This window comes from Mycobacterium florentinum (assembly GCF_010730355.1).
GTDB classification, from domain to species: Bacteria; Actinomycetota; Actinomycetes; order Mycobacteriales; family Mycobacteriaceae; genus Mycobacterium; species Mycobacterium florentinum.
Window position 1 is genome coordinate 238,465 of record NZ_AP022576.1, and the last position, 18,419, is coordinate 256,883.

At 65.3% G+C, this 18,419-nt stretch carries 14 protein-coding genes and 1 pseudogene; 9 read left to right on the forward strand and 6 right to left on the reverse strand.

Annotation, left to right across the window (positions count from 1 at the left end):
* Positions 1–101 precede the first annotated feature (101 nt).
* The 6 genes and pseudogenes from G6N55_RS01220 (at position 102) to G6N55_RS01245 (ending at position 7,001) form a co-directional block, all read left to right on the forward strand.
* Positions 102–1,100, forward strand: a complete 999-nt coding sequence (locus G6N55_RS01220) for a helix-turn-helix transcriptional regulator (RefSeq protein ID WP_085220391.1) — start codon at positions 102–104, stop codon at positions 1,098–1,100.
* Positions 1,097–2,062: a helix-turn-helix transcriptional regulator gene (locus tag G6N55_RS01225; protein ID WP_085220390.1), complete on the forward strand. Its 966-nt coding sequence runs from the start codon at positions 1,097–1,099 to the stop codon at positions 2,060–2,062. Before G6N55_RS01220 ends, G6N55_RS01225 begins: the two co-directional genes overlap by 4 nt.
* Before the next feature lie 72 nt (positions 2,063–2,134).
* Positions 2,135–2,401 carry a Sec-independent protein translocase subunit TatA gene (gene tatA, locus G6N55_RS01230; protein WP_085220389.1) on the forward strand — a complete coding sequence of 89 codons (267 nt, stop codon included), beginning with the start codon at positions 2,135–2,137 and terminating at the stop codon, positions 2,399–2,401.
* 43 nt (positions 2,402–2,444) lie between these two features.
* Entirely contained in the window at positions 2,445–3,413 is a 969-nt protein-coding gene (tatC, locus tag G6N55_RS01235) for a twin-arginine translocase subunit TatC (RefSeq protein WP_372517608.1), read from the forward strand.
* A gap of 24 nt (positions 3,414–3,437) precedes the next feature.
* Positions 3,438–6,196: pseudogene (locus G6N55_RS01240) on the forward strand (DEAD/DEAH box helicase).
* 55 nt (positions 6,197–6,251) lie between these two features.
* A complete protein-coding gene (locus tag G6N55_RS01245; protein WP_085220591.1) occupies positions 6,252–7,001 on the forward strand; it encodes a DUF4333 domain-containing protein in 750 nt (249 codons plus the stop codon).
* 1 nt (position 7,002) lies between these two features.
* Here the strand turns inward: G6N55_RS01245 and G6N55_RS01250 are convergent, their stop codons facing one another.
* Positions 7,003–7,959, reverse strand: coding sequence for a 5'-3' exonuclease (locus tag G6N55_RS01250; protein ID WP_085220388.1), 957 nt, complete (start codon positions 7,957–7,959; stop codon positions 7,003–7,005).
* Positions 7,960–8,076: 117 nt separating this feature from the next.
* Here G6N55_RS01250 and G6N55_RS01255 point away from each other — a divergent pair, with 117 nt between their 5' ends.
* Entirely contained in the window at positions 8,077–9,204 is a 1,128-nt protein-coding gene (locus G6N55_RS01255; protein WP_085220387.1) for a M24 family metallopeptidase, read from the forward strand.
* Here G6N55_RS01255 and G6N55_RS01260 read toward each other — a convergent pair.
* A complete protein-coding gene (locus G6N55_RS01260; RefSeq protein WP_085220386.1) occupies positions 9,201–9,506 on the reverse strand; it encodes a DUF2563 family protein in 306 nt (101 codons plus the stop codon). The two genes, G6N55_RS01255 and G6N55_RS01260, sit on opposite strands and share 4 nt — an antisense overlap.
* A gap of 12 nt (positions 9,507–9,518) precedes the next feature.
* On the reverse strand, positions 9,519–10,292 hold the full coding sequence (locus G6N55_RS01265; protein ID WP_139826679.1) for a DUF5631 domain-containing protein: 774 nt from the start codon (positions 10,290–10,292) through the stop codon (positions 9,519–9,521).
* A gap of 813 nt (positions 10,293–11,105) precedes the next feature.
* On the opposite strand from G6N55_RS01265, the gene G6N55_RS01270 reads away from it, so the two are divergent.
* On the forward strand, positions 11,106–11,486 hold the full coding sequence (locus G6N55_RS01270; RefSeq protein WP_085220384.1) for a hypothetical protein: 381 nt from the start codon (positions 11,106–11,108) through the stop codon (positions 11,484–11,486).
* Between the two features lie 191 nt (positions 11,487–11,677).
* Here the strand turns inward: G6N55_RS01270 and G6N55_RS01275 are convergent, their stop codons facing one another.
* From G6N55_RS01275 to G6N55_RS01285, 3 genes are all read right to left on the reverse strand, one after another.
* Complete coding sequence (locus G6N55_RS01275) at positions 11,678–12,130, reverse strand: flagellar basal body-associated FliL family protein (RefSeq protein WP_139826678.1); 453 nt, start codon at positions 12,128–12,130, stop codon at positions 11,678–11,680.
* A 190-nt stretch (positions 12,131–12,320) separates the two neighbouring features.
* Positions 12,321–13,076: a hypothetical protein gene (locus G6N55_RS01280; protein WP_232078891.1), complete on the reverse strand. Its 756-nt coding sequence runs from the start codon at positions 13,074–13,076 to the stop codon at positions 12,321–12,323.
* A gap of 1,021 nt (positions 13,077–14,097) precedes the next feature.
* On the reverse strand, positions 14,098–15,636 hold the full coding sequence (locus tag G6N55_RS01285) for a putative alpha/beta hydrolase (protein WP_085220380.1): 1,539 nt from the start codon (positions 15,634–15,636) through the stop codon (positions 14,098–14,100).
* A gap of 289 nt (positions 15,637–15,925) precedes the next feature.
* On the opposite strand from G6N55_RS01285, the gene G6N55_RS29630 reads away from it, so the two are divergent.
* Positions 15,926–18,397, forward strand: a complete 2,472-nt coding sequence (locus G6N55_RS29630) for an ADP-ribosyltransferase (RefSeq protein WP_232078892.1) — start codon at positions 15,926–15,928, stop codon at positions 18,395–18,397.
* Positions 18,398–18,419 lie beyond the last annotated feature (22 nt).

An 18,419-nucleotide genomic window follows, 5' to 3' on the forward strand; every position in this document is an offset into this window, starting at 1 on the left:
TTTCGAAGCGGGTGTGCCCCGCCTAACTGTGGCTCATGTGGCCAGAGTGACGTTGGCGAGTCGGTGCGCGCTCTGGGTGGTGGCCATCTAACCTGGAGCAAATGGCGACCTCGAAAGTCGAACGGCTGGTCAATCTCGTCATCGCCCTGCTGTCCACTCGTGGCTACATCACCGCGGAAAAGATCCGGTCCAGCGTCGCCGGCTATTCGGAAAGCCCGAGCCTCGAGGCCTTTTCCCGGATGTTCGAGCGCGACAAGAACGAACTGCGCGACCTCGGCATCCCCCTTGAGGTCGGCCGCGTCTCGGCGCTGGACCCCAGCGAGGGCTACCGCATCAACCGCGACGCGTACTCGCTGCCGCCGGTCGAACTGACCGCCGATGAGGCGGCCGCGGTCGCCGTCGCCACCCAGCTCTGGGAGTCACCCGAGTTGATCACCGCGACCCAGGGCGCGCTGCTCAAGTTGCGGGCCGCCGGCGTCGACGTCGACCCCTTCGATGACGGCACCCCGGTGGCCATCGCCTCCCCGGAGGGCGTGCCGGGATTGCGCGGATCGGAGGATGTGCTCGGAATCCTGTTGTCCGCCATCGATTCTCGACAGGCCGTGCAGTTCCCGCACCGGCCGTCACGCGCCGAGCCCTACACCACGCGCACCGTCGAACCGTGGGGCGTGGTCACCCAGAAGGGCCGCTGGTATCTCGTCGGCCACGACCGTGACCGTGACGCCACTCGCACCTTCCGGCTCTCCCGCATCGGCGCCGACGTCGAGCCGATCGGCCCCGCCGGTGCGGTCACCGTTCCCGACGGCGTCGACCTGCGCAAGATCGTCGCGCAGACCGTCGCCGAGACACCGACCGGCGGGACGGCCCTGGTGTGGGTCGCCGACGGGCGGGCCACCGCGTTGCGTCGCGCCGGGCTCACCACGGGTGAGCGGCAACTGGGTGGCCGCGGTGGCGAGGTGATCGAGCTCGAGATCAGTTCCTCCGACCGGCTGGCCCGCGAAATCGCGGGATACGGGGTCGACGCCGTCGTGCTCGAGCCGCAACCGCTGCGCGACGACGTGCTGGCCCGGTTGCGTGCCCAGGCGGGAGTTTCGGAATGACACCGGTATCCACCCGACTGGTGCGGCTGCTCAACATGGTGCCGTATTTCCAGGCCAACCCGCGGATCACCCGTGCCGAGGCCGCCGCCAAGCTCGGGGTGTCGGCCAAGCAGCTCGAAGAGGACCTCAACCAGCTGTGGATGTGCGGCCTTCCCGGCTACTTCCCGGGTGATCTCATCGACTTCGAGTTCTCCGGCGACACCATCGAGGTGACGTTCTCGGCGGGTATCGACCGCCCGCTCAAGCTCACCTCGCCGGAGGCCACCGGCCTGCTCATAGCACTGCGGGCGCTGGCCGACATCCCCGGCGTGGTCGATCCGGAGGCGGCCCGCAGCGCGATCGCCAAGATCGCCGTCGCGGCCGGGGCCGTCGGGCACGATGCCACGGTGACGGCAATCGACGAGCCGGCGCCGATCGAGAACCGGGCCGCGGCCACCGTACGCACGGCCGTGCAGTACAAACACGCGCTGGCCATCGACTACTACTCGGCCTCGCACGACACCCTGACCAGCCGGATCGTCGATCCCATCCGGGTGTTGCTGATCGGCGGGCACAGCTATCTGGAGGCGTGGTCGCGCGAAGCCGAAGGCGTGCGGCTGTTCCGCTTCGACCGGATCGTCGAGGCCACCGAGCTGGGTGAACCGGCCGCCCCGCCGCAGCCGGCGCTGCAGGCGCCGCCGGACACGTCGCTGTTCGACGGCGATCCGTCGCTGCCGTCGGCCAGGCTGCGAGTGGCGCCGCGCGCGTCGTGGATGTTCGAGTACTACCCGATGCGCGACGTGCAGGAGTTGCCCGACGGATCCTGCGAGGCGGTCATGACGTATGCCTCCGAGGATTGGATGACACGCCTGGTGCTGGGTTTCGGGCCGGATGTGCGGGTGGTCGAACCGCGGTCACTTGCGCAGCGTGTACGGGGTGCCGCGGCCGCGGCCTTGGAGTCTTACCAGGCAACGACCTCCTGACCGCACGGCGCGGGCACACCGGCAGCAGGCCGCGCTGCGGTAGCATCGGGTGGACGTCTGGAGGTAACAAAAGTGGGCAGTCTCAGTCCGTGGCACTGGGCGATCCTCGCGGTCGTCGTGATCCTGCTGTTCGGTGCCAAGAAGCTCCCCGATGCGGCGCGCTCGCTGGGCAAGTCGATGCGCATCTTCAAGTCCGAGCTGCGCGAAATGCAGACGGAGAACAAATCCGACGCGCCTTCCATCGAAACCCCGGCGCCGGCTCCCCAGCCGGTGCAGTCGCAACGTGTCGACCCGTCGGCGGCCTCGGAGCCGGGCCACACCGAAGCGCGCCCCGCTTAGCCGGGATTCGGCCGCGGTGCCTGAGCGCCACTGACCGAGCGTCGTGAAAGCATTCAAGACTCCAGCGCGCACTGCTGCGTTCCTGAAGCATCTCAATCCGCGCAATAGGCGCAGTCGGACCAATCCCGACGCGACGATGTCTCTGGTCGACCATCTGACCGAACTGCGCACCCGGCTGTTGATCTCGCTGGCCGCGATCCTGGTCACCACGATTTTCGGGTTTATCTGGTATTCGCATCCGATCTTCGGGCTCGAAAGCCTGGGCGAGTGGCTACGCCATCCCTATTGCTCGCTGCCGCAGTCGGCGCGCGCGGACATCAGCGCGGACGGGCAGTGCCGGTTGCTGGCCACCGCGCCGTTCGACCAGTTCATGCTGCGGCTCAAGGTCGGGATGACGGCCGGGATCGTGCTGGCCTGCCCGGTGTGGTTTTACGAGCTGTGGGCGTTCATCACCCCCGGGCTGTACCAGAAGGAACGCCGCTTCGCCATCGGGTTCGTGATCCCCGCCGCGCTGCTGTTCGTCGGCGGTGCGGTGCTGGCCTACTTCGTGCTGTCCCAGGCGCTGGGTTTCCTGCTGACCGTCGGAAGCGACGTGCAGGTGACGGCGCTGTCGGGCGACCGCTATTTCGGCTTCCTGATCAACTTGCTGCTGGTGTTCGGATTCAGCTTCGAATTCCCGCTGCTGATCGTCATGCTCAACATGGTTGGCGTGCTGCCGTATGAAAAGCTCAAGGCGTGGCGGCGCGGCCTGATCTTCGGGATGTTCGTGTTCGCGGCGGTGTTCACGCCCGGCTCCGACCCGTTTTCGATGACCGCGCTAGGGGTTGCGCTGTCCGTTCTACAGGAGCTGGCGATTCAGATCGCCCGCATCCACGACAAGCGAAAAGCCAAGCGCGAAGCCCAAACCGCGATCCCCGACGACGAAGCGTCGGTCATCGAGGCGCCCTCACCGCTGTCCGAACCGGCGCCCGAGCCGTCGTTCATCAGCGGGCAACATGACGACGTCACGTAGATGTCAGTGGCATCTGAGGGCGGCGTGACCGAACTGATCGAGCTGCCTCGGTTCACCGCGGAATTGCCATTTGCGCTCGACGATTTCCAGCTGCGGGCCTGCGCGGCGCTTGAGCGGGGTCACGGCGTATTGGTTTGCGCCCCAACGGGTGCCGGTAAGACGGTGGTCGGGGAATTCGCCGTTCATCTGGCGCTGGCCGCCGGCGGTAAATGCTTCTACACGACCCCGATCAAGGCACTGAGCAATCAGAAACACACCGACCTGACGGCGCGCTACGGCCGCGACCGGATCGGCCTGTTGACCGGCGACATGTCGGTCAACGGTGATGCGCCCGTGGTAGTGATGACCACCGAAGTGCTGCGCAACATGCTCTATGCGGATTCGGCTGCGCTGCAAGGGCTTTCCCACGTGGTGATGGACGAGGTGCATTTCCTTGCCGACCGGATGCGGGGCCCGGTCTGGGAAGAGGTGATCCTGCATCTGCCCGACGAGGTGCGGCTGGTCAGCCTGTCGGCGACGGTGAGCAACGCCGAGGAGTTCGGCGGCTGGATCCAGACCGTGCGCGGCGACACGACGGTCGTGGTCGACGAGCACCGGCCGGTGCCGCTGTGGCAACACGTTCTGGTCGGCAGGCGCCTGCTGGACCTGTTCGACTACGAGAACCAGAAACCGGCCGCCGACCGTCATCCGCGTGTGAATCCCGAACTGCTGCAACACATTGCGCACCGCCGCGAGGCGGACCGGATGGGGGACTGGGGGCGTGGTCCGCGCCGGCAGGGCGGAAGGGGCAGGCCGGACCGGCCGCGCTTTTACCGCCCGCCCGCGCGGCCTGACGTCATCGCGACGCTGGACTCCGAAGGGTTGTTGCCGGCGATCACGTTCGTGTTCTCCCGGGCCGGCTGCGACGCCGCAGTGCAACAGTGCCTGCGCTCGCCGCTGCGGCTCACCAGCGAGGAGGAACGCGCCCAGATCGCCGAGGTGATCGAGCACCGGTGCGGAGACCTCGCGGAAAGCGACCTCGCCGTGCTCGGCTATTACGAGTGGCGGGAGGGTTGCTGCGCGGTCTGGCGGCCCACCACGCCGGGATGCTGCCGGCCTTCCGGCACACGGTCGAGGAGCTGTTCACCGCCGGGCTGGTCAAGGCGGTGTTCGCCACCGAAACCCTGGCGCTGGGCATCAATATGCCCGCCCGCACGGTGGTGCTCGAGCGGCTGGTGAAGTTCAACGGCGAGGCGCACGTGCCGCTGACGCCGGGGGAGTACACGCAGCTGACGGGCCGGGCCGGCCGGCGCGGCATCGACGTCGAGGGCCACGCGGTGGTGCTCTGGCACCCCACCGAGGAGACGTCCGAACCGTCCGCCGTGGCCGGGCTGGCGTCCACCCGTACGTTCCCGCTGAAAAGCTCGTTCGCGCCGTCGTACAACATGACGATCAACCTGGTGCAGCACATGGGCCCGGAGCAGGCGCACCAGCTGCTCGAGCAATCGTTCGCGCAATACCAGGCCGACCGCTCCGTCGTCGGGGTGGTGAAAGGCATCGACCGCGGCAAGCGGATGCAAGACGAGATCGCCGCCGACCTCGGTGGTAGCGACGCGCCGATCCTTGAATACGCCCGGATGCGCGCGCGGATCACCGAGATGGAACGGGCGCAGTCCCGGGCGTCGCGGCTGCACCGGCGCCAGGCCGCCAACGAGGCGCTGGCCGGGCTGCGTCGCGGGGACATCATTACGATTGCCAACGGCCGGCACAGCGGCCTGGCGGTGGTGCTGGAATCGGCCCGCGTCGGCGACGACCCCCGGCCGCTGGTGCTCACCGAACACCGTTGGGCAGGGCGGATTTCGTCGGCCGACTACTCGGGTGCCTCGGCGCCGCTCGGGTCGATGCCGTTGCCCAAGCGGGTGGAGCACCGCCAGCCGCGGGTGCGTCGCGATCTTGCTTCGGCGCTGCGCTCGGCCGCCACGCCGCTGGACGTGCCGTCGCGCCGCCGCGCCAAGGACGCCGACGACGGCTTCCACGACCCGGAGCTGGCGTCGTTGCGGGAGGAGCTGCGCCGCCACCCGGCGCACGATAGTCCCGGCGTCGAGGCCCAGGTCCGTGAGGCCGAGCGTTTCCTGCGCATCGAACGCGACAACGCGCAGCTGGAAAAGAAGGTGGCCGCCGCCACCAACTCGCTGGCGCGCACCTTCGACCGGATCGTCGGGCTGCTGACCGAGCGCGAGTTCATCCAGGGCGCTGCGGGCGACCCGCGGGTCACCGACGACGGCCGGCTGCTGGCCCGGATCTACAGCGAGAGCGACCTGCTGGTCGCCGAATGCCTGCGCACCGGGGCGTGGGCGGAGTTGAAGCCGGCCGAACTGGCCGCCGTCGTGTCGTCGGTGCTCTATGAGACCCGCGGCGGCGACGGCCCCAGCGCTCCCTTCGCCGCCGAGGCGCCCACGCCTCGACTGCGGCAGGCGCTGCAGCAGACAGCTAAGTTGTCGTTCGCGCTGCGCGCCGACGAGCAAACACACCGCATCGCGCCGAGCCGCGAACCCGACGACGGTTTTGTCACCGTCATCTACCGCTGGGCCCGGACCGGCGACCTCGCCGCCTCGCTGGCGGCGGCCGACGCGACCGGCAGCGGTTCGCCATTGTTGGCAGGGGATTTCGTACGGTGGTGTCGCCAGGTGCTCGACCTGTTGGACCAGGTTCGCAACGCCGCGCCGGATGCTCAAGTGCGGGCCACGGCAAAGCGCGCTATCAACGATGTTCGGCGCGGCGTCGTCGCAGTTGATGCCGGGTAGGCTGGCTCCGGGCTACCGTTACAGGGCCAGGACACAAGGCGATTGAGGAGAAATGATGAGCGGACCGCAGGGATCGGACCCGGGCCAGCAGTGGCAACCGCCCGGCGAGGGTGGCGATCGCTCCCAGGAACCGACTCAGGTGCGTCAGGTGGGTTCGCCCTGGCAACAGCAGCAACCCCCGGCCCAGGACCCGACGTGGCAGGCGCCGGCCTACACGCCGCCCGCGGAGTACCCGCAGTACCAGCAGCCGACTGAGCACGCATACCAGCAGCCGTATCCCCAGCAACAGCAGCCGGGATACGGGCAACCGGAGCAGCAGCAGTACGGCCAGTACGGCCAGCCGGGCCAGTATGGCCAGCCCGGGCAGTACGCCCAGCCGGGTCAGTACGGTCAGCAGCCCGGCCAGTACGGCCAGCCGGGCCAGTACGGCCAGTACCCGCAGCAGTACCCGGGTCAGCCGCAGAAGAAGCGCTCGACGGGACTGATCCTCGGTGTGGGCGGTGCGATCGCCTTTCTGCTGATCGCGCTCATCCTGGTGCTCGGCTTCTGGGAGCCCGGCTTCTTCGTCACCACCAAGCTGGACATCAACAAGGCGCAGACCGGTGTGCAGCAGGTCCTGACCGACGAGACCAACGGCTACGGCGCCAAGAACGTCAAAGACGTCAAGTGCAACAACGGCACCGACCCGACCGTGAAGAAGGGCGCCACCTTCGACTGCGCCGTCAGCATCGACGGTGCGCAAAAGAAGGTGACCGTGACCTTCCAGGACGACAAGGGCACCTACGAGGTCGGCCGGCCGCAGTAATTCACTGCGGCAGCGAGTCGAGCGCTTTCTGCAGGCGGGCGATCGAGGATCCGACGCCGAATTCCGTCGCGAGCGACGCGGTGCGCTGCGGATCCGCGGCGACCAGCGGTAGCACGTCGGTGGGCGTCGACAGCGTGATGGGCGCGTCGGTGGCCACCCGAACCACCTGGTTCGCGGCCTCGATGTAGTCCGTCGCGCCCAGCAATTTGGCCCGCAAGCCCTTGGCGAGCTTGGATTTCGGGTCGTGTGCGGCGGCCAGGATCTGATCCAGCGAGCCGTGCTGGGCCAGCAGGGTGGCGGCCGTCTTCTCGCCGACACCCGGGACGCCCGGCAGGCCGTCGGACGGGTCGCCGCGCAGCAGCGCGAGTTCGGCGTAGGCGGGCCCGGCCCGGTCGACCGGCACGCCGTACTGTTCGGCCACCTCCGGCGGGCCGTACAGGGTGGCTTTGGCCAGGCCGCGGCCCAGGTAGAGCACCCGCACCGGGACCGGGTCGTCGGTCACCACCTGCAACAGGTCGCGGTCCCCGCTGACCACCACGACCGGGTCGTCGCGTTCCTGGGCGGCGAGCGTGCCCAGCACGTCGTCGGCCTCGAAACCCTCCGAACCGGCCGTCGCAATGCCGAACGCGTCCAGGAGCGCCATGATCATGTCGACCTGCGGCGATAGGTCGTCGGGCACTTCCTCGATGTCGGGGGTGCCTTCGGGTTCGGGCTCGGCCACCCGATGCGCCTTGTACGACGGAATCAGGTCAACCCGGAACTGCGGGCGCCAATCCAGGTCGAGGCAGACCGCCAGCCTTTTCGGTCGCTGCTGAGTGATGACTGTGGCCACCGAGTCGATGAATCCGCGAACGGCGTTGACCGGCCGGCCGTCAGGAGCGGTGATCGACGACGGCACGCCGAAATACGAGCGGAACCACATGCTGGCGCCGTCGAGCAGCAACACAGGTGCAGGCATGCGGCTATCCTGCCAGCGCGGTAATTATCTCCGCGCCGAACGTCGACTTGTTGTTGGCCTCTTCGTTGAATTGGCGCAACAACTCGACGTTCGGCGGGTGCGGTTAGCCTGGCTGCCATGGACTCTCACCGATTCGACGCCGAGGTCTATTCCCGTCGCCTGGCCGCGGCCGCCGCGGCGACCGCCGACGCCGGGCTCGACGGCCTGGTGATCACCCCGGGATACGACCTGCGCTATCTCAGCGGCTCGCGCGCCCAGACGTTTGAGCGGCTGACGGCGCTGGTGGTGCCGGGCGCCGGTGACCCGAGCATCGTGGTGCCGCGGCTGGAGCTCGCTTCGTTGAAGGAGTCGGCCATTGCGGAACTGGGCTTGGCGGTGCGCGATTGGGTCGACGGCGACGACCCCTACCAGTTGGTTCTCGCGGCGTTGGGTGATGGCCCTGTTGCGACGGCCGTCACCGATTCGATGCCGGCGCTGCACCTGCTGCCGTTGGCCGGGGTGCTCGGCGTGTCGCCGGTGCTGGCCACCGACATCCTGCGCACGCTGCGGATGGTCAAGGAGGAGTGCGAGATCGACGCGCTGCGCAAGGCCGGTTCGGCCATCGACCGCGTGCACGCCCGGGTGCCGGAGTTCTTGATCCCGGGCCGCACCGAGGCCGATGTTGCCGCCGATATAGCCGAAGCCATTGTCGCCGAGGGACATTCGGATGTGTCGTTCATCATCGTCGGCTCCGGACCGCATGGGGCCGACCCGCACCACAGCTATTCCGACCGCGAACTGCAGGCCGGTGACATCGTCGTCGTCGATATCGGAGGAGCCTACGAGCCCGGATACCATTCCGATTCGACGCGGACGTATTCTCTTGGCGAGCCTGATGCCGATGTCGCACAACAGTATTCGCTGCTGCAGCGGGCGCAGCGGGCGGCGTATGAGGCGGTTCGTCCGGGGGTGACCGCCGAGCAGGTCGATGCCGCCGCGCGCGACGTGCTGGCCGAGGCCGGGCTTGCGGAGTTTTTCGTGCACCGCACCGGTCACGGCATCGGGCTCTCGGTGCACGAGGAGCCTTACATCGTCAGCGGCAATGATCTGCCTTTGGCTGCGGGAATGGCCTTTTCGATCGAACCGGGCATCTACTTTCCGGGGCGCTGGGGCGCGCGCATCGAAGACATCGTCGTCGTGACCGAGGACGGCGCGTTGCCCCTCAACAATCGGCCGCACGATCTCGTCGTGGTGCCGGTGTCTTAGCCGGGTCGCACTGCCCGCAGGTCTGCGGAGTTGTGCGCTTCCATATCGGTGAAACTCGCGGCGGCCTGGTGTGCCTTGCCGCCCACATCGGTCAGTGTTTCACTGTGGGCCGCAAGGTCTTTCACGTGCTTGCCGTGGGCGACGCTCACCGCTTCGTGAAATTCTTCCGCGGCACTGAAGTCGCCGAACATGCCCGACATCAGCGGCCCCCGCGATAGGCGATCGGCTGCGTCTTGGGCGTGCCCGCCGGCGCGGTGAGACTGGCTTCCGCCCGAGTGCAGTAATCCGGTGTCGACGTACATGGCCGCCCCCTCTTATTGACTAATCGTGGTGTTGCAGGCCCGGAACCAGGCGAGGTGATAGTTGGCGCCCGACTTGTCGCCGGCCACAAGGGCTTCGATCGCGGCCAGCAGCTGCCAGTTGCCGACGTCGTGGAAGTCGACGTTGTCCGGATAGCTGTCCAGCACTCGGGTGCTGACCTCGCGCAGATGTGTCTGGAGGAGGTCCACTTCCTTGTCCAGCACTCCGGTGCCGCTCGTGGCGGCCTTGGCCAGGGTGTGGGCTAGTCGCGGTAGACCATCTCGCCACTGTGTCGCTTGGTTGAGTTCCCAACCGAGTTCGTCGATGTCAGGCAGGTGCCGGGGGCGTGGCGAGGTGGGGACCGGTTCGTCTTCCTCGGCAACGTGGTGGATCGGGGTGTAGCCGGCGGCGAGAGTGACTTCGCCGAGCAGGGTTTCGATATCGCCGCGGCGGCGTTCGGGGGATAGTAGCGTGACCGCGGCTGGGAGCTCGATGCCCGGCGGGATCCATCCGCTGGCGAGATCGGTTGTGAGCACGGTGGTTTCGTCGGGTCGATCACCGGCTGCCCAGGCGAGTCGGGGTTGTTGACGGGCGACGGCAGCCACCAGTCGCTCTAGCCGGGCGCGTTCGGTGGCGTTGGCCGATGCGGCTCCGGCGATCGCGCCGGTGGCCGTGGCCGCGACGGCTTCGGTGCCCAGACTCGACGGCGACGACGGAGCTGCGGGCGGGGGTGTTTGACGGACCATGGTGGGGCCGGCGGGGGTGCCTTGTCCGGCTGAGGGGTGCACCGGTGCAGAGCTTGCCATCGCCGACGGCGATGGGCCCGATGGAAGGACTGGGGCGGAGGCCGCGGGGATCGTCGGCCGTATGTCGGAGGCGTAAGCCGGTAGCGGGCCCGCGGGTGCGGATGGGGCCGGGGCAGCTGCTGACGGTCCCGCGACGACCTGCGGTGCCGGGGTAGCGTCCGGTGCGGCCGCGTGTGCGACCGGAGCAGGGGAGTCGTATGAGGGCGCGTTGACCGGGACGCTGCCACTGCCGGCGGTCGGCGTCGTCGGTATCTGCGGGTCTGTGGGATGGGGTGGCGGCATCGGACTGGCCGTTGCCGAAAGTGGTGTTCCCGCTTGCATTCCCTTGTCGAAGCTGTGCATCAAATCGGCCGGGGTGACCGGCTGGACGGGGCTCGCGGGCGCGGTTGGTGCTGCACCTGCTGCACCAGTCAGCGGGGACACTGAGGACGCTGGTATGTGTGAGCCGCCACCGGGTGCACCTACCCCGGGGCTTGGCATCATCGGTGCGCCAGGCACACGCGGCGACGTGGCGGGAGCCGGCGGTGCCGGTGTTGGACTTGGCGGTGCTGTTCCTCCGAGGTTGCTAGTTAGGCGAGCGGTGGGGGTTGACGGCCGCGGCTGGCCTTCGGGCATAGCTGCGTTTGGCTTTGGGGCCGCGCCGAGATTGCCCGTGAGATTGGCCGTTCCGGTCGCTGGCGGTTGGGAGCCGGGCTGCGCTGGTTGTGGTCCTGGTGCAGTACCAGCGTTGCCCGTGAGATTTTTTGTTGAACCACGGGTGACTGCATCTCGTACTTTGTCGGGCAGGGCCGCGTCGTGATCGGGTGGCCGGAACATGTTGCCGACATCAGCGCCGTGAGATTGCGCGAACTGGCGCGCCGACATGCCGATCCCTTCCGCGTCGAGTACTCGCTGCATTGCATCCAGTACGTTGCCGGAGTATTTTGCAGCGGTGATGCTGGCCATCGCCCGATATTGGTGTATTGCGGCGATGATCTGCGGGACCTTGGCTTCCACGGGCTCTTTGGAGTGTTGGATCTCTTCGATTCGCTGATTGCCTTCGGCAGCCAAATTGGCCAGGTCCTGCCGGAGGCTCGCCATACTGTCGTAGGCAGTGCCGTATGCCCCCTGTTTGATGCCGTTCTTTTCGGCTACCGTCCGCGCTTGTTGTTCACCCTGTCGGAAGGCATCGCGTAGATCGTCGGCAGTAATGCCGCGCTGATCTGCGAGCGGCCCAGTTTGGGCGCTACGAAGCATGTCGCCAAAGTTCGTAAATCCAGCCTTGATGCTTCCGCGGTTGAGCTTGCCATGAGACAGCGCCATTAGATCGTCATCATCGACCCATTGATCTCCGACGATAGCCGCCGACCATTCGCCAGGCGGCAACATTATTTGCAAAGCCGTTCGATCGTGGCGGACGCATCATCGGCTGCCTGGAGTACCGGTTGCAGCTGGGCATCTGAATTTGTGAGGTCGTTAAGATAGCTAATTGCGAGTTCTTGGTATGCGGTCGCTAGGTTTCGGACGGCGATCGCGAGTTCCGGCGATGTTGCTTGTTCTTCAGACAGCTTGGTGACGAGGTACCGACTACCCGCATCCAGCACCTGGCGCCCGCTCGTCGCAACGCCGAGCACAGCAGTTGGGTCGCTGCCGCCGTTTCGTGCGGAACTCAAAACCAGTGCGTGATGGACTTTCTCGTAGGCTGCGCAAATTTTAGTTTTGGCGTCTGTGACTTCTTGGGTGCTGTATGACGGCCCGTGTGAGGCAGGAGTTGATTTGCTGTCCGCCGAGGGGCGGAACCAAGCGCCAACCGCGACGCAGATCGCCAATACGGCGACCACCAGTGAGATAACGGCTAGCCATTGTGTTGAACGGCTGGATGCTGACGGCCACGGAGCTGGTGCAGCCGAAAGCTGAGATGGATTCGACATATCACTCCCGGGTGGTTGCATCTGTCATGTGTGCTCAAGGCCTGGCTGTCTCGGTGGCGATACTCCTCGGTCGCGCGGGTGGGCGCTGAATTGTCTACCTTCAGCGGCCCGCGTCCCTATCGTCTTCATCACGCTTTTGGTCGGGCAGGATGATGCGTCGACTCGCAACCGGCTTGCCTTCAACACGTTTGACGACCTCGGGAGCCGGCGGCGGAGTGGTGATACGTCCCTGGACTGCGGCACCGTTCTTAACTGACGGCGCGACAATGCGTTTGGTGTCGGGCTTTTCGTCCTTGCCGCCGCCACCCGCTCCGTGCATGGCACCCGGCGGCATCATCGGCATCGCGCCCATCGCGCCTCTCGGAGCGGAAGTCGGTGCCGACGCACCCGGCGGCGGGATCGAGCCGGTACGCGATGACGCGGGCTCGGTACCGGCTGACGGAGCGGGAAGCGGATTGAGACTTCCCGTTGGCGTGGTGGCGCCGAGTCCGCCGCCGCCCAAACCGCCACCGCCGGCGCCGCTCGTGGAACCCGTCAATTCGCCTGGAATTGCCGCGCCAGCTGCAGCCGCTTCTCCGCCGTGCTGCATCGCGCCCATGCCCGCTTGCATCATCTGCTGACCAATCTGAGCAGCCTGCTGCGGAAGCTGACTCAACGGTTGGAGCAGACCCTGCATGGCACCTGAGATGCCGCCGGCTACACCGGAGATCATCTGCGGAATCTGCTGCGCCATCTCAACGGGGCTGCCGGCGCCGCCCAGCTTCCCGGCTGACTCTGCTTCATTGGCAGGGAATTTGGCCATGGCGTCACCGATTTTCGCGTCGCGTTCGGCATACCCGGTTTGGGCGTCGCCCATGTCCCGGGGATCGCCGCCATTAGCTGCAAGCCCAAGGGCTCTCAGCAGCTGGCTCAAGGGGACCTGACCCGTGGTTAGCTGATCGGGCGTGATTCCGGGTGGCGGCGGACCGCCGCTCAACTTGGCCAGGTGCTCGAGAATTATGCGAATCTCATCGTCACCACTCATGACGTCCTCCTGGGTGACGTTGAGGGGAGCGTGGCGAGGCCGTTTTAAGGACGAGGCGCAAACGTACCCGCGCAGCACAACTTGCTCGCTTCAGCAGCGAACCAGTGCCGATCAACATCTCTACCCCTGACCATTCGTGCCCCCTGGCCCTGATGGCGAGGCTAACTCCGCCGCCGATGCTGGTCAATTCACCGTGAGCATTCATGACCACACCCTTAGTGCAAACCTGCAGATGGTGGAGGCGTCGATCCAATTGTTAGCGACAATACAATAATCAAGATTGCGGCTGACCCGACGAAAGCAACAACGCCCGCAAACGCCGCTAATGCGCCAACCGAAAATGCTTTTGTGCGTCGGAAGAACATTGTGATCCCGCATAGCATTAAGGGCAAGATGGGCGCGAAGAACCACAAAAACCCGAACGTGAGAAGTGTGGACATAAAACCGGCAAACAGGCCGAATAGGAGCTGGGTCGGATGGTTCTGGGCGTTCTTGAACAAATCGCTGCGCTCCGAGGATGCCACGTCAATGCGCTCCGTGCATGGGCATTACTACGGTCAAAGTAACAAACAATAGAACTGACCAACCGGTCAGAGGGGCCAAAATAATGCCAACAGCTGTGCTGCGCCAGAGCGCAGTTCTCGCCCTTGAGTAGAGGATTATCCCAACGGTGATGACACCTATCGACACGGCGGAGACAAATGTGTAGAAATCGCGCATCGCCTTATCGCCGTGTATCGCAGAAAACGGAACAGTCAGCATGATCGCCCAGAGGAAGCCGCCAGAGATCGCGCCCAAAAAGACTGCGCGTATCCAATCGATAGGCTCTCGCATCGGTCTCAGCCAACTCTTTCTATCTGGTCGGCAGCAGCGGCAAAACCAGAACCGGGTCATGCACGCCGATGTCCGGTGGACGGTCGATAGATCCGAGGGGATACATACCCGGTGGGCTCACAACGAGGGCTGGGCCAATCGGCGCCAAGGATGGCAGGTGACCGCCATGCGGAGGGGTCGGAATCCTCGGAGCCGGGGTCTGATCGTTGAAGGACAGCTCAAGACCTGCGTCACCAATTGGCCTTTGCCACCAGAGACCTGCAGCAGGTCCGCCGGCGTCATCCACAAAGAGGGGCCAAGACTGGATGAGGGGCGAGGTATTTCCATTCGGCATGTCGCTATAGATCTCGATCGCAGGAAAGTTTGTTACGGTGCCGCCTACGCGGGGTCCTCCGGGCGTAGGTTCAATCGCGATCGTGCCATTTACGTCGAAAGGTATTGCCTTGGCGAGGCCTTCACCGCCAGGCGAGAGCGGGTCAGCAGCACTGTACTTGATCAGGACTGCGCCATTGCTCTTTTGGACAGCTGAGATGCTGGGTGATCCCGTGCGAACCTGACCGGTCTTCTCATCAATCGACGGATTTTGCCGGGCAACGATGATGCCGTTCTCGTAGTCGACATAGATCGACACCCTCGACTCCTCGGGACCCGCTGTAGCTGAGAAACCTCGGTTGTCGCCGAGATTGTCATGGTACGGGGGCCAATCAATCTGCGGGTCCCATACCGCGCGGCCCGGAATGAACATGTTTGTCCGTACTACGCCCTGTCCTGGTACCGGTTTGATCCGCCCCACGACAATGTTGGGCGGCGTTCCGCCATTCTTGGCCTCATAGGTGTGTGGATCGAGTGCTGCAGCTGTTTCCCAGTCGGCCGCAGAGCTCGGTGGTCGACCGAAAAGCTTTGTGAAAGCGTCGATTTGATTCTGCCTTCTCTCCGCCTGGGAGCCCGCGTCCGAACCGGATCCCGGCGCGTCCATCGCCTGAATAGCGGTCGCGTCATAGCCCTCGGTACGCAGGGTGTTCAGCGAACTCTGCAGGCAGTCAGAGTACTGACTACGTAGTGACCGGAGTTGACCCAGAGCTGCCTCAGTGTCGGATATCGCTTGGTCTTCGAGGGAAGTGAGCCGGTCGTGATTTTCCAGCGCAAGGGCTACACCGGCCTGGCTGTCGATGACTTCCAGCTGAGTCTCCAAATTCGAGATCAACACGGCGCCGCTTCGCTGCACTCCGGCCAGAGCCGCGGCGATGCGCTCCAACTCGACCCCGATCTTGGGCAACTGCAAGGACTGCCTGCCTAGCGATTTGGCTACTCGCCGCACCTCGGCAGAGTCATTGATCGGGTGGTCGCCGTTCTCGCGATTCCACGCTGCCTCAAACCGGCGACGGGCGTCGTCGAACGCATTGCCAGACTCCGTCGTGCACCTGCCTGCAGCGTGAAATGCCTGTGCCAAGTCCGAAATCTGGGCGGGGCGGCCGACTTGCAGGCTGTCGTTGATCGCCCACGGGTCACCGCCGGCCACAGCGATCAGGTGCGGGACGCTTACGTAGGTGAGCTGCATCGTGAGGCCCGCGGCTTTGCGGGGTTGGCCTCGGCGGTGTCAGCGAACATGGCTACCCCTCCGGCTATTCGCTCTCTCCGAACAGCGACAGGCGAGCCTTTACGTCCCTGGCTGCCCACCCAACAGTCCTTCGGCGTCTCCGCGCTGTGCTGCTGGTGAGGCTAGCCATGGCAATCGATGCGGGTCAATTCACCACCATGGGCGCCGCTTCGAGAAGGGACCCGCGGGGGTCGGCCGGCAGCACAAGGGTGAATAGCGCCGACGGTCAGTTCGGGCAAAAATCTCGCGTGTGGCCCCCCTCGCGGTCGACCCAGAGGCGCTGTTCGATGCGGGCAGCGCCGTGGTTGCAGCGGGCGATGGTTTGGCAGCCGCGATGGCGGTGTTGAGTGCTGGTTTTGGCGCCAACACGGGTCTGGATGTTGCCGGCGAGGTGTTCGGGCTGTCGTACCAAGGGACAGCGGAGTCGTTGGTAAATGCCGCCGCGGCAGCGATTAATGCGTGTCGGCGCAACGGGGTCTTGATCCAAGTCGACGCGTCGAACTGGTCGAAGGCCGAGGCTGCCTCGCGGCTGGGCGGCGGTGCCAGTGTGTTGCAGGCGCCGACGGAGCCCGTCAAAATCAGCGCCCCGGGGCCGCCGGGAACATTAGGCCCAGGCGAGCCGCCTCCGCTGCTGTGGGCGGTGGTGCAGTCATTCGTCGACGACGTGTGGCCTAACGGCGATGTGGCGGCGCTTCATGCCGCAGCCGGGTGTTGGCGCACCTTCAGCTCGGCGGTCAGCGGAATGCGAAATGCGCTCAACGGATCGAGGACGCTCGTCGGTACGCAACAGATCCCCGAGGGCGAAAAGATCGATCACGTGTTGTCGCAAATCGGCGTTGCGATGGAAAAGTTGGGTGCGGGGTGCGTGGGGATGGGCTTGGCCCTCGAGGATTTCGCCAACCAAGTCGCCAAGGCCCAAAACGATATACGAAATCTGTTGCACCGCTTGGAGTCGCTGACCGATATCTGGCATGACGTGGACTCGGTGCTCGATGGCGATGCGTTCGAAGAAATCAAGAAGATCGCGCGGGACGTCAACGCCGTATTGCACGACTTAGGCCGGGAGGCAAGGTCTTTCGAGCAGGGTATACACCTGCTGATGCAGATGGCCGACGGCCTTGTCGTCGACATGGAGAACTACATGCGCGGCCAGTTCACCCACTTTCTCGGTGACGCGGTCGGAAACCAGGTCGCCACTGTCTTCGACACTTTCGTCAACGCGAATGAGGGAGTTGTCAAAGGAGCCGCCCAGGCGGCCGTCGGCTTGGCGGACTTGAGCACGCCGTGGTTGCTCCTTGATCCCAAGGGGGCCGAGGCTACCTGGAAGGACATGGTGCAGAGCCAGTTCAAAGCGAGCTTGCTCAACGAAGTTTTGCATCCGCGCGAGGGCGGCGCAGCCAATCTGCAGATGTGGAAATCGCTTCTACACCTTAAGGATTGGAGTACTGCTCGGCCGGGATTGGGGTTCGGCGAAAACGTGTTCGACGGTGCGACGTTTTTGCTTCCCGGCATCGGAGAAGTTGGCGCGGGGGCGAAAGCGGGGTCTGCGGCTGCCCGTGGCGCCGAAGAGGCCATAGAGGGCGCTGGCGCCGCAGGGCGTGCCGGGGAGCTTGGGGAGTTTGGGTCGACTACCGGTCCGCTGGCAGATCTTGGAAAAGCCGGCACCAACCTGACCAAAGACCTCGACAACCTCAAGCTGGATCTGTCCAAGACGGATTTTCCGTCCGGCGGTCGTCCGGTCAGCCCGCCACGAGTGGAGGCTCCGAGCGGTCCGCCGCCAAGGCCGCTGGAATCCGCGCCGCCCGGTACGCCGGCACCTCACTCGCCGACCACCCCGGGCACTCCACCACCCCCCGGACGCCCCGATGCCCCCGTTGCACCCCACGAGCCCGTATCTCCAACCGAGCCTCGGCCATCCGGAGGTCCACCGGAAGGTCCTCGCGAGCCGGTGCCTGCGCGAGGCGGCGGTCCGCACGAACCGCCGTCATTGCCCGCAGCACCCGCCGGGCCGTTGCCATCGGCCAAATTCCAACCGTTCCCTGCATCAACACCGACGGTGCCCCACGTGCAGGCTCCGGAGTTCGGGGCCCCGACTGGCCATCCGCCTAACCCTCTAGGTCCACCCACCAGCGGTCCACCCGGAATTGAAGAAGGCAAAATTCCCCACGGCCAACCCTCCGAACCGGGTCCACACGGTCCCGGAGATGGAGGCGCGGATAACGGCGGCCTTACCGATAGCGCTGGCGATCCGAACGCGCACATGCCCTGGAACTCCACTCATCAGGCTGCACTCGCCGACTACACTGGGTCCGGTTACACGGACCTAAACTACGCGTTGAGGAACGGGACTTTGGATGCATCGCAAGCTGCTCGGATCGATGCACTGAATCGCGCGTTGGAAAAGTTGCCTAAATATGAAGGTACGGTAATTCGTGGGTCAGACCTCCCGGATGAGGCGTTGGCACAATACAAACCTGGCGAAGTCTTCACAGAGCTCGGATTTTTGAGCACGACAACGGATGTTGCGGTGGCGCGATCGCCGGTGTTCTCGGGAAATGTTGAATTCCAAATTGTTTCGACTTCGGGGCGAGACGTGTCTTCTTACTCGATGTTCCCGGAAGAGCAGGAGATTCTGTTTCCGTCCGGTACGCGATTTTACGTGGTAGACAAGGTCGTTGATCCAGTAACAGGTAAGACAATTATCAAAATGCTCGAATACTAAGATCGTGGGTGGACGGTCAGAA

Excerpts from the sequence above, each read along its gene's own strand:
- G6N55_RS01250 (WP_085220388.1), bottom strand. The coding sequence starts at position 7,959 with ATGCCTGCACCTGTGTTGCTGCTCGACGGCGCCAGCATGTGGTTCCGC.
- G6N55_RS01225 (WP_085220390.1), top strand. The coding sequence starts at position 1,097 with ATGACACCGGTATCCACCCGACTGGTGCGGCTGCTCAACATGGTGCCG.
- G6N55_RS01255 (WP_085220387.1), top strand. The coding sequence starts at position 8,077 with ATGGACTCTCACCGATTCGACGCCGAGGTCTATTCCCGTCGCCTGGCC.
- G6N55_RS01220 (WP_085220391.1), top strand. The coding sequence starts at position 102 with ATGGCGACCTCGAAAGTCGAACGGCTGGTCAATCTCGTCATCGCCCTG.
- G6N55_RS01245 (WP_085220591.1), top strand. The coding sequence starts at position 6,252 with ATGAGCGGACCGCAGGGATCGGACCCGGGCCAGCAGTGGCAACCGCCC.
- G6N55_RS01285 (WP_085220380.1), bottom strand. The coding sequence starts at position 15,636 with ATGCAGCTCACCTACGTAAGCGTCCCGCACCTGATCGCTGTGGCCGGC.
- G6N55_RS01280 (WP_232078891.1), bottom strand. The coding sequence starts at position 13,076 with ATGGGCGACGCCCAAACCGGGTATGCCGAACGCGACGCGAAAATCGGT.
- G6N55_RS01260 (WP_085220386.1), bottom strand. The coding sequence starts at position 9,506 with ATGTACGTCGACACCGGATTACTGCACTCGGGCGGAAGCCAGTCTCAC.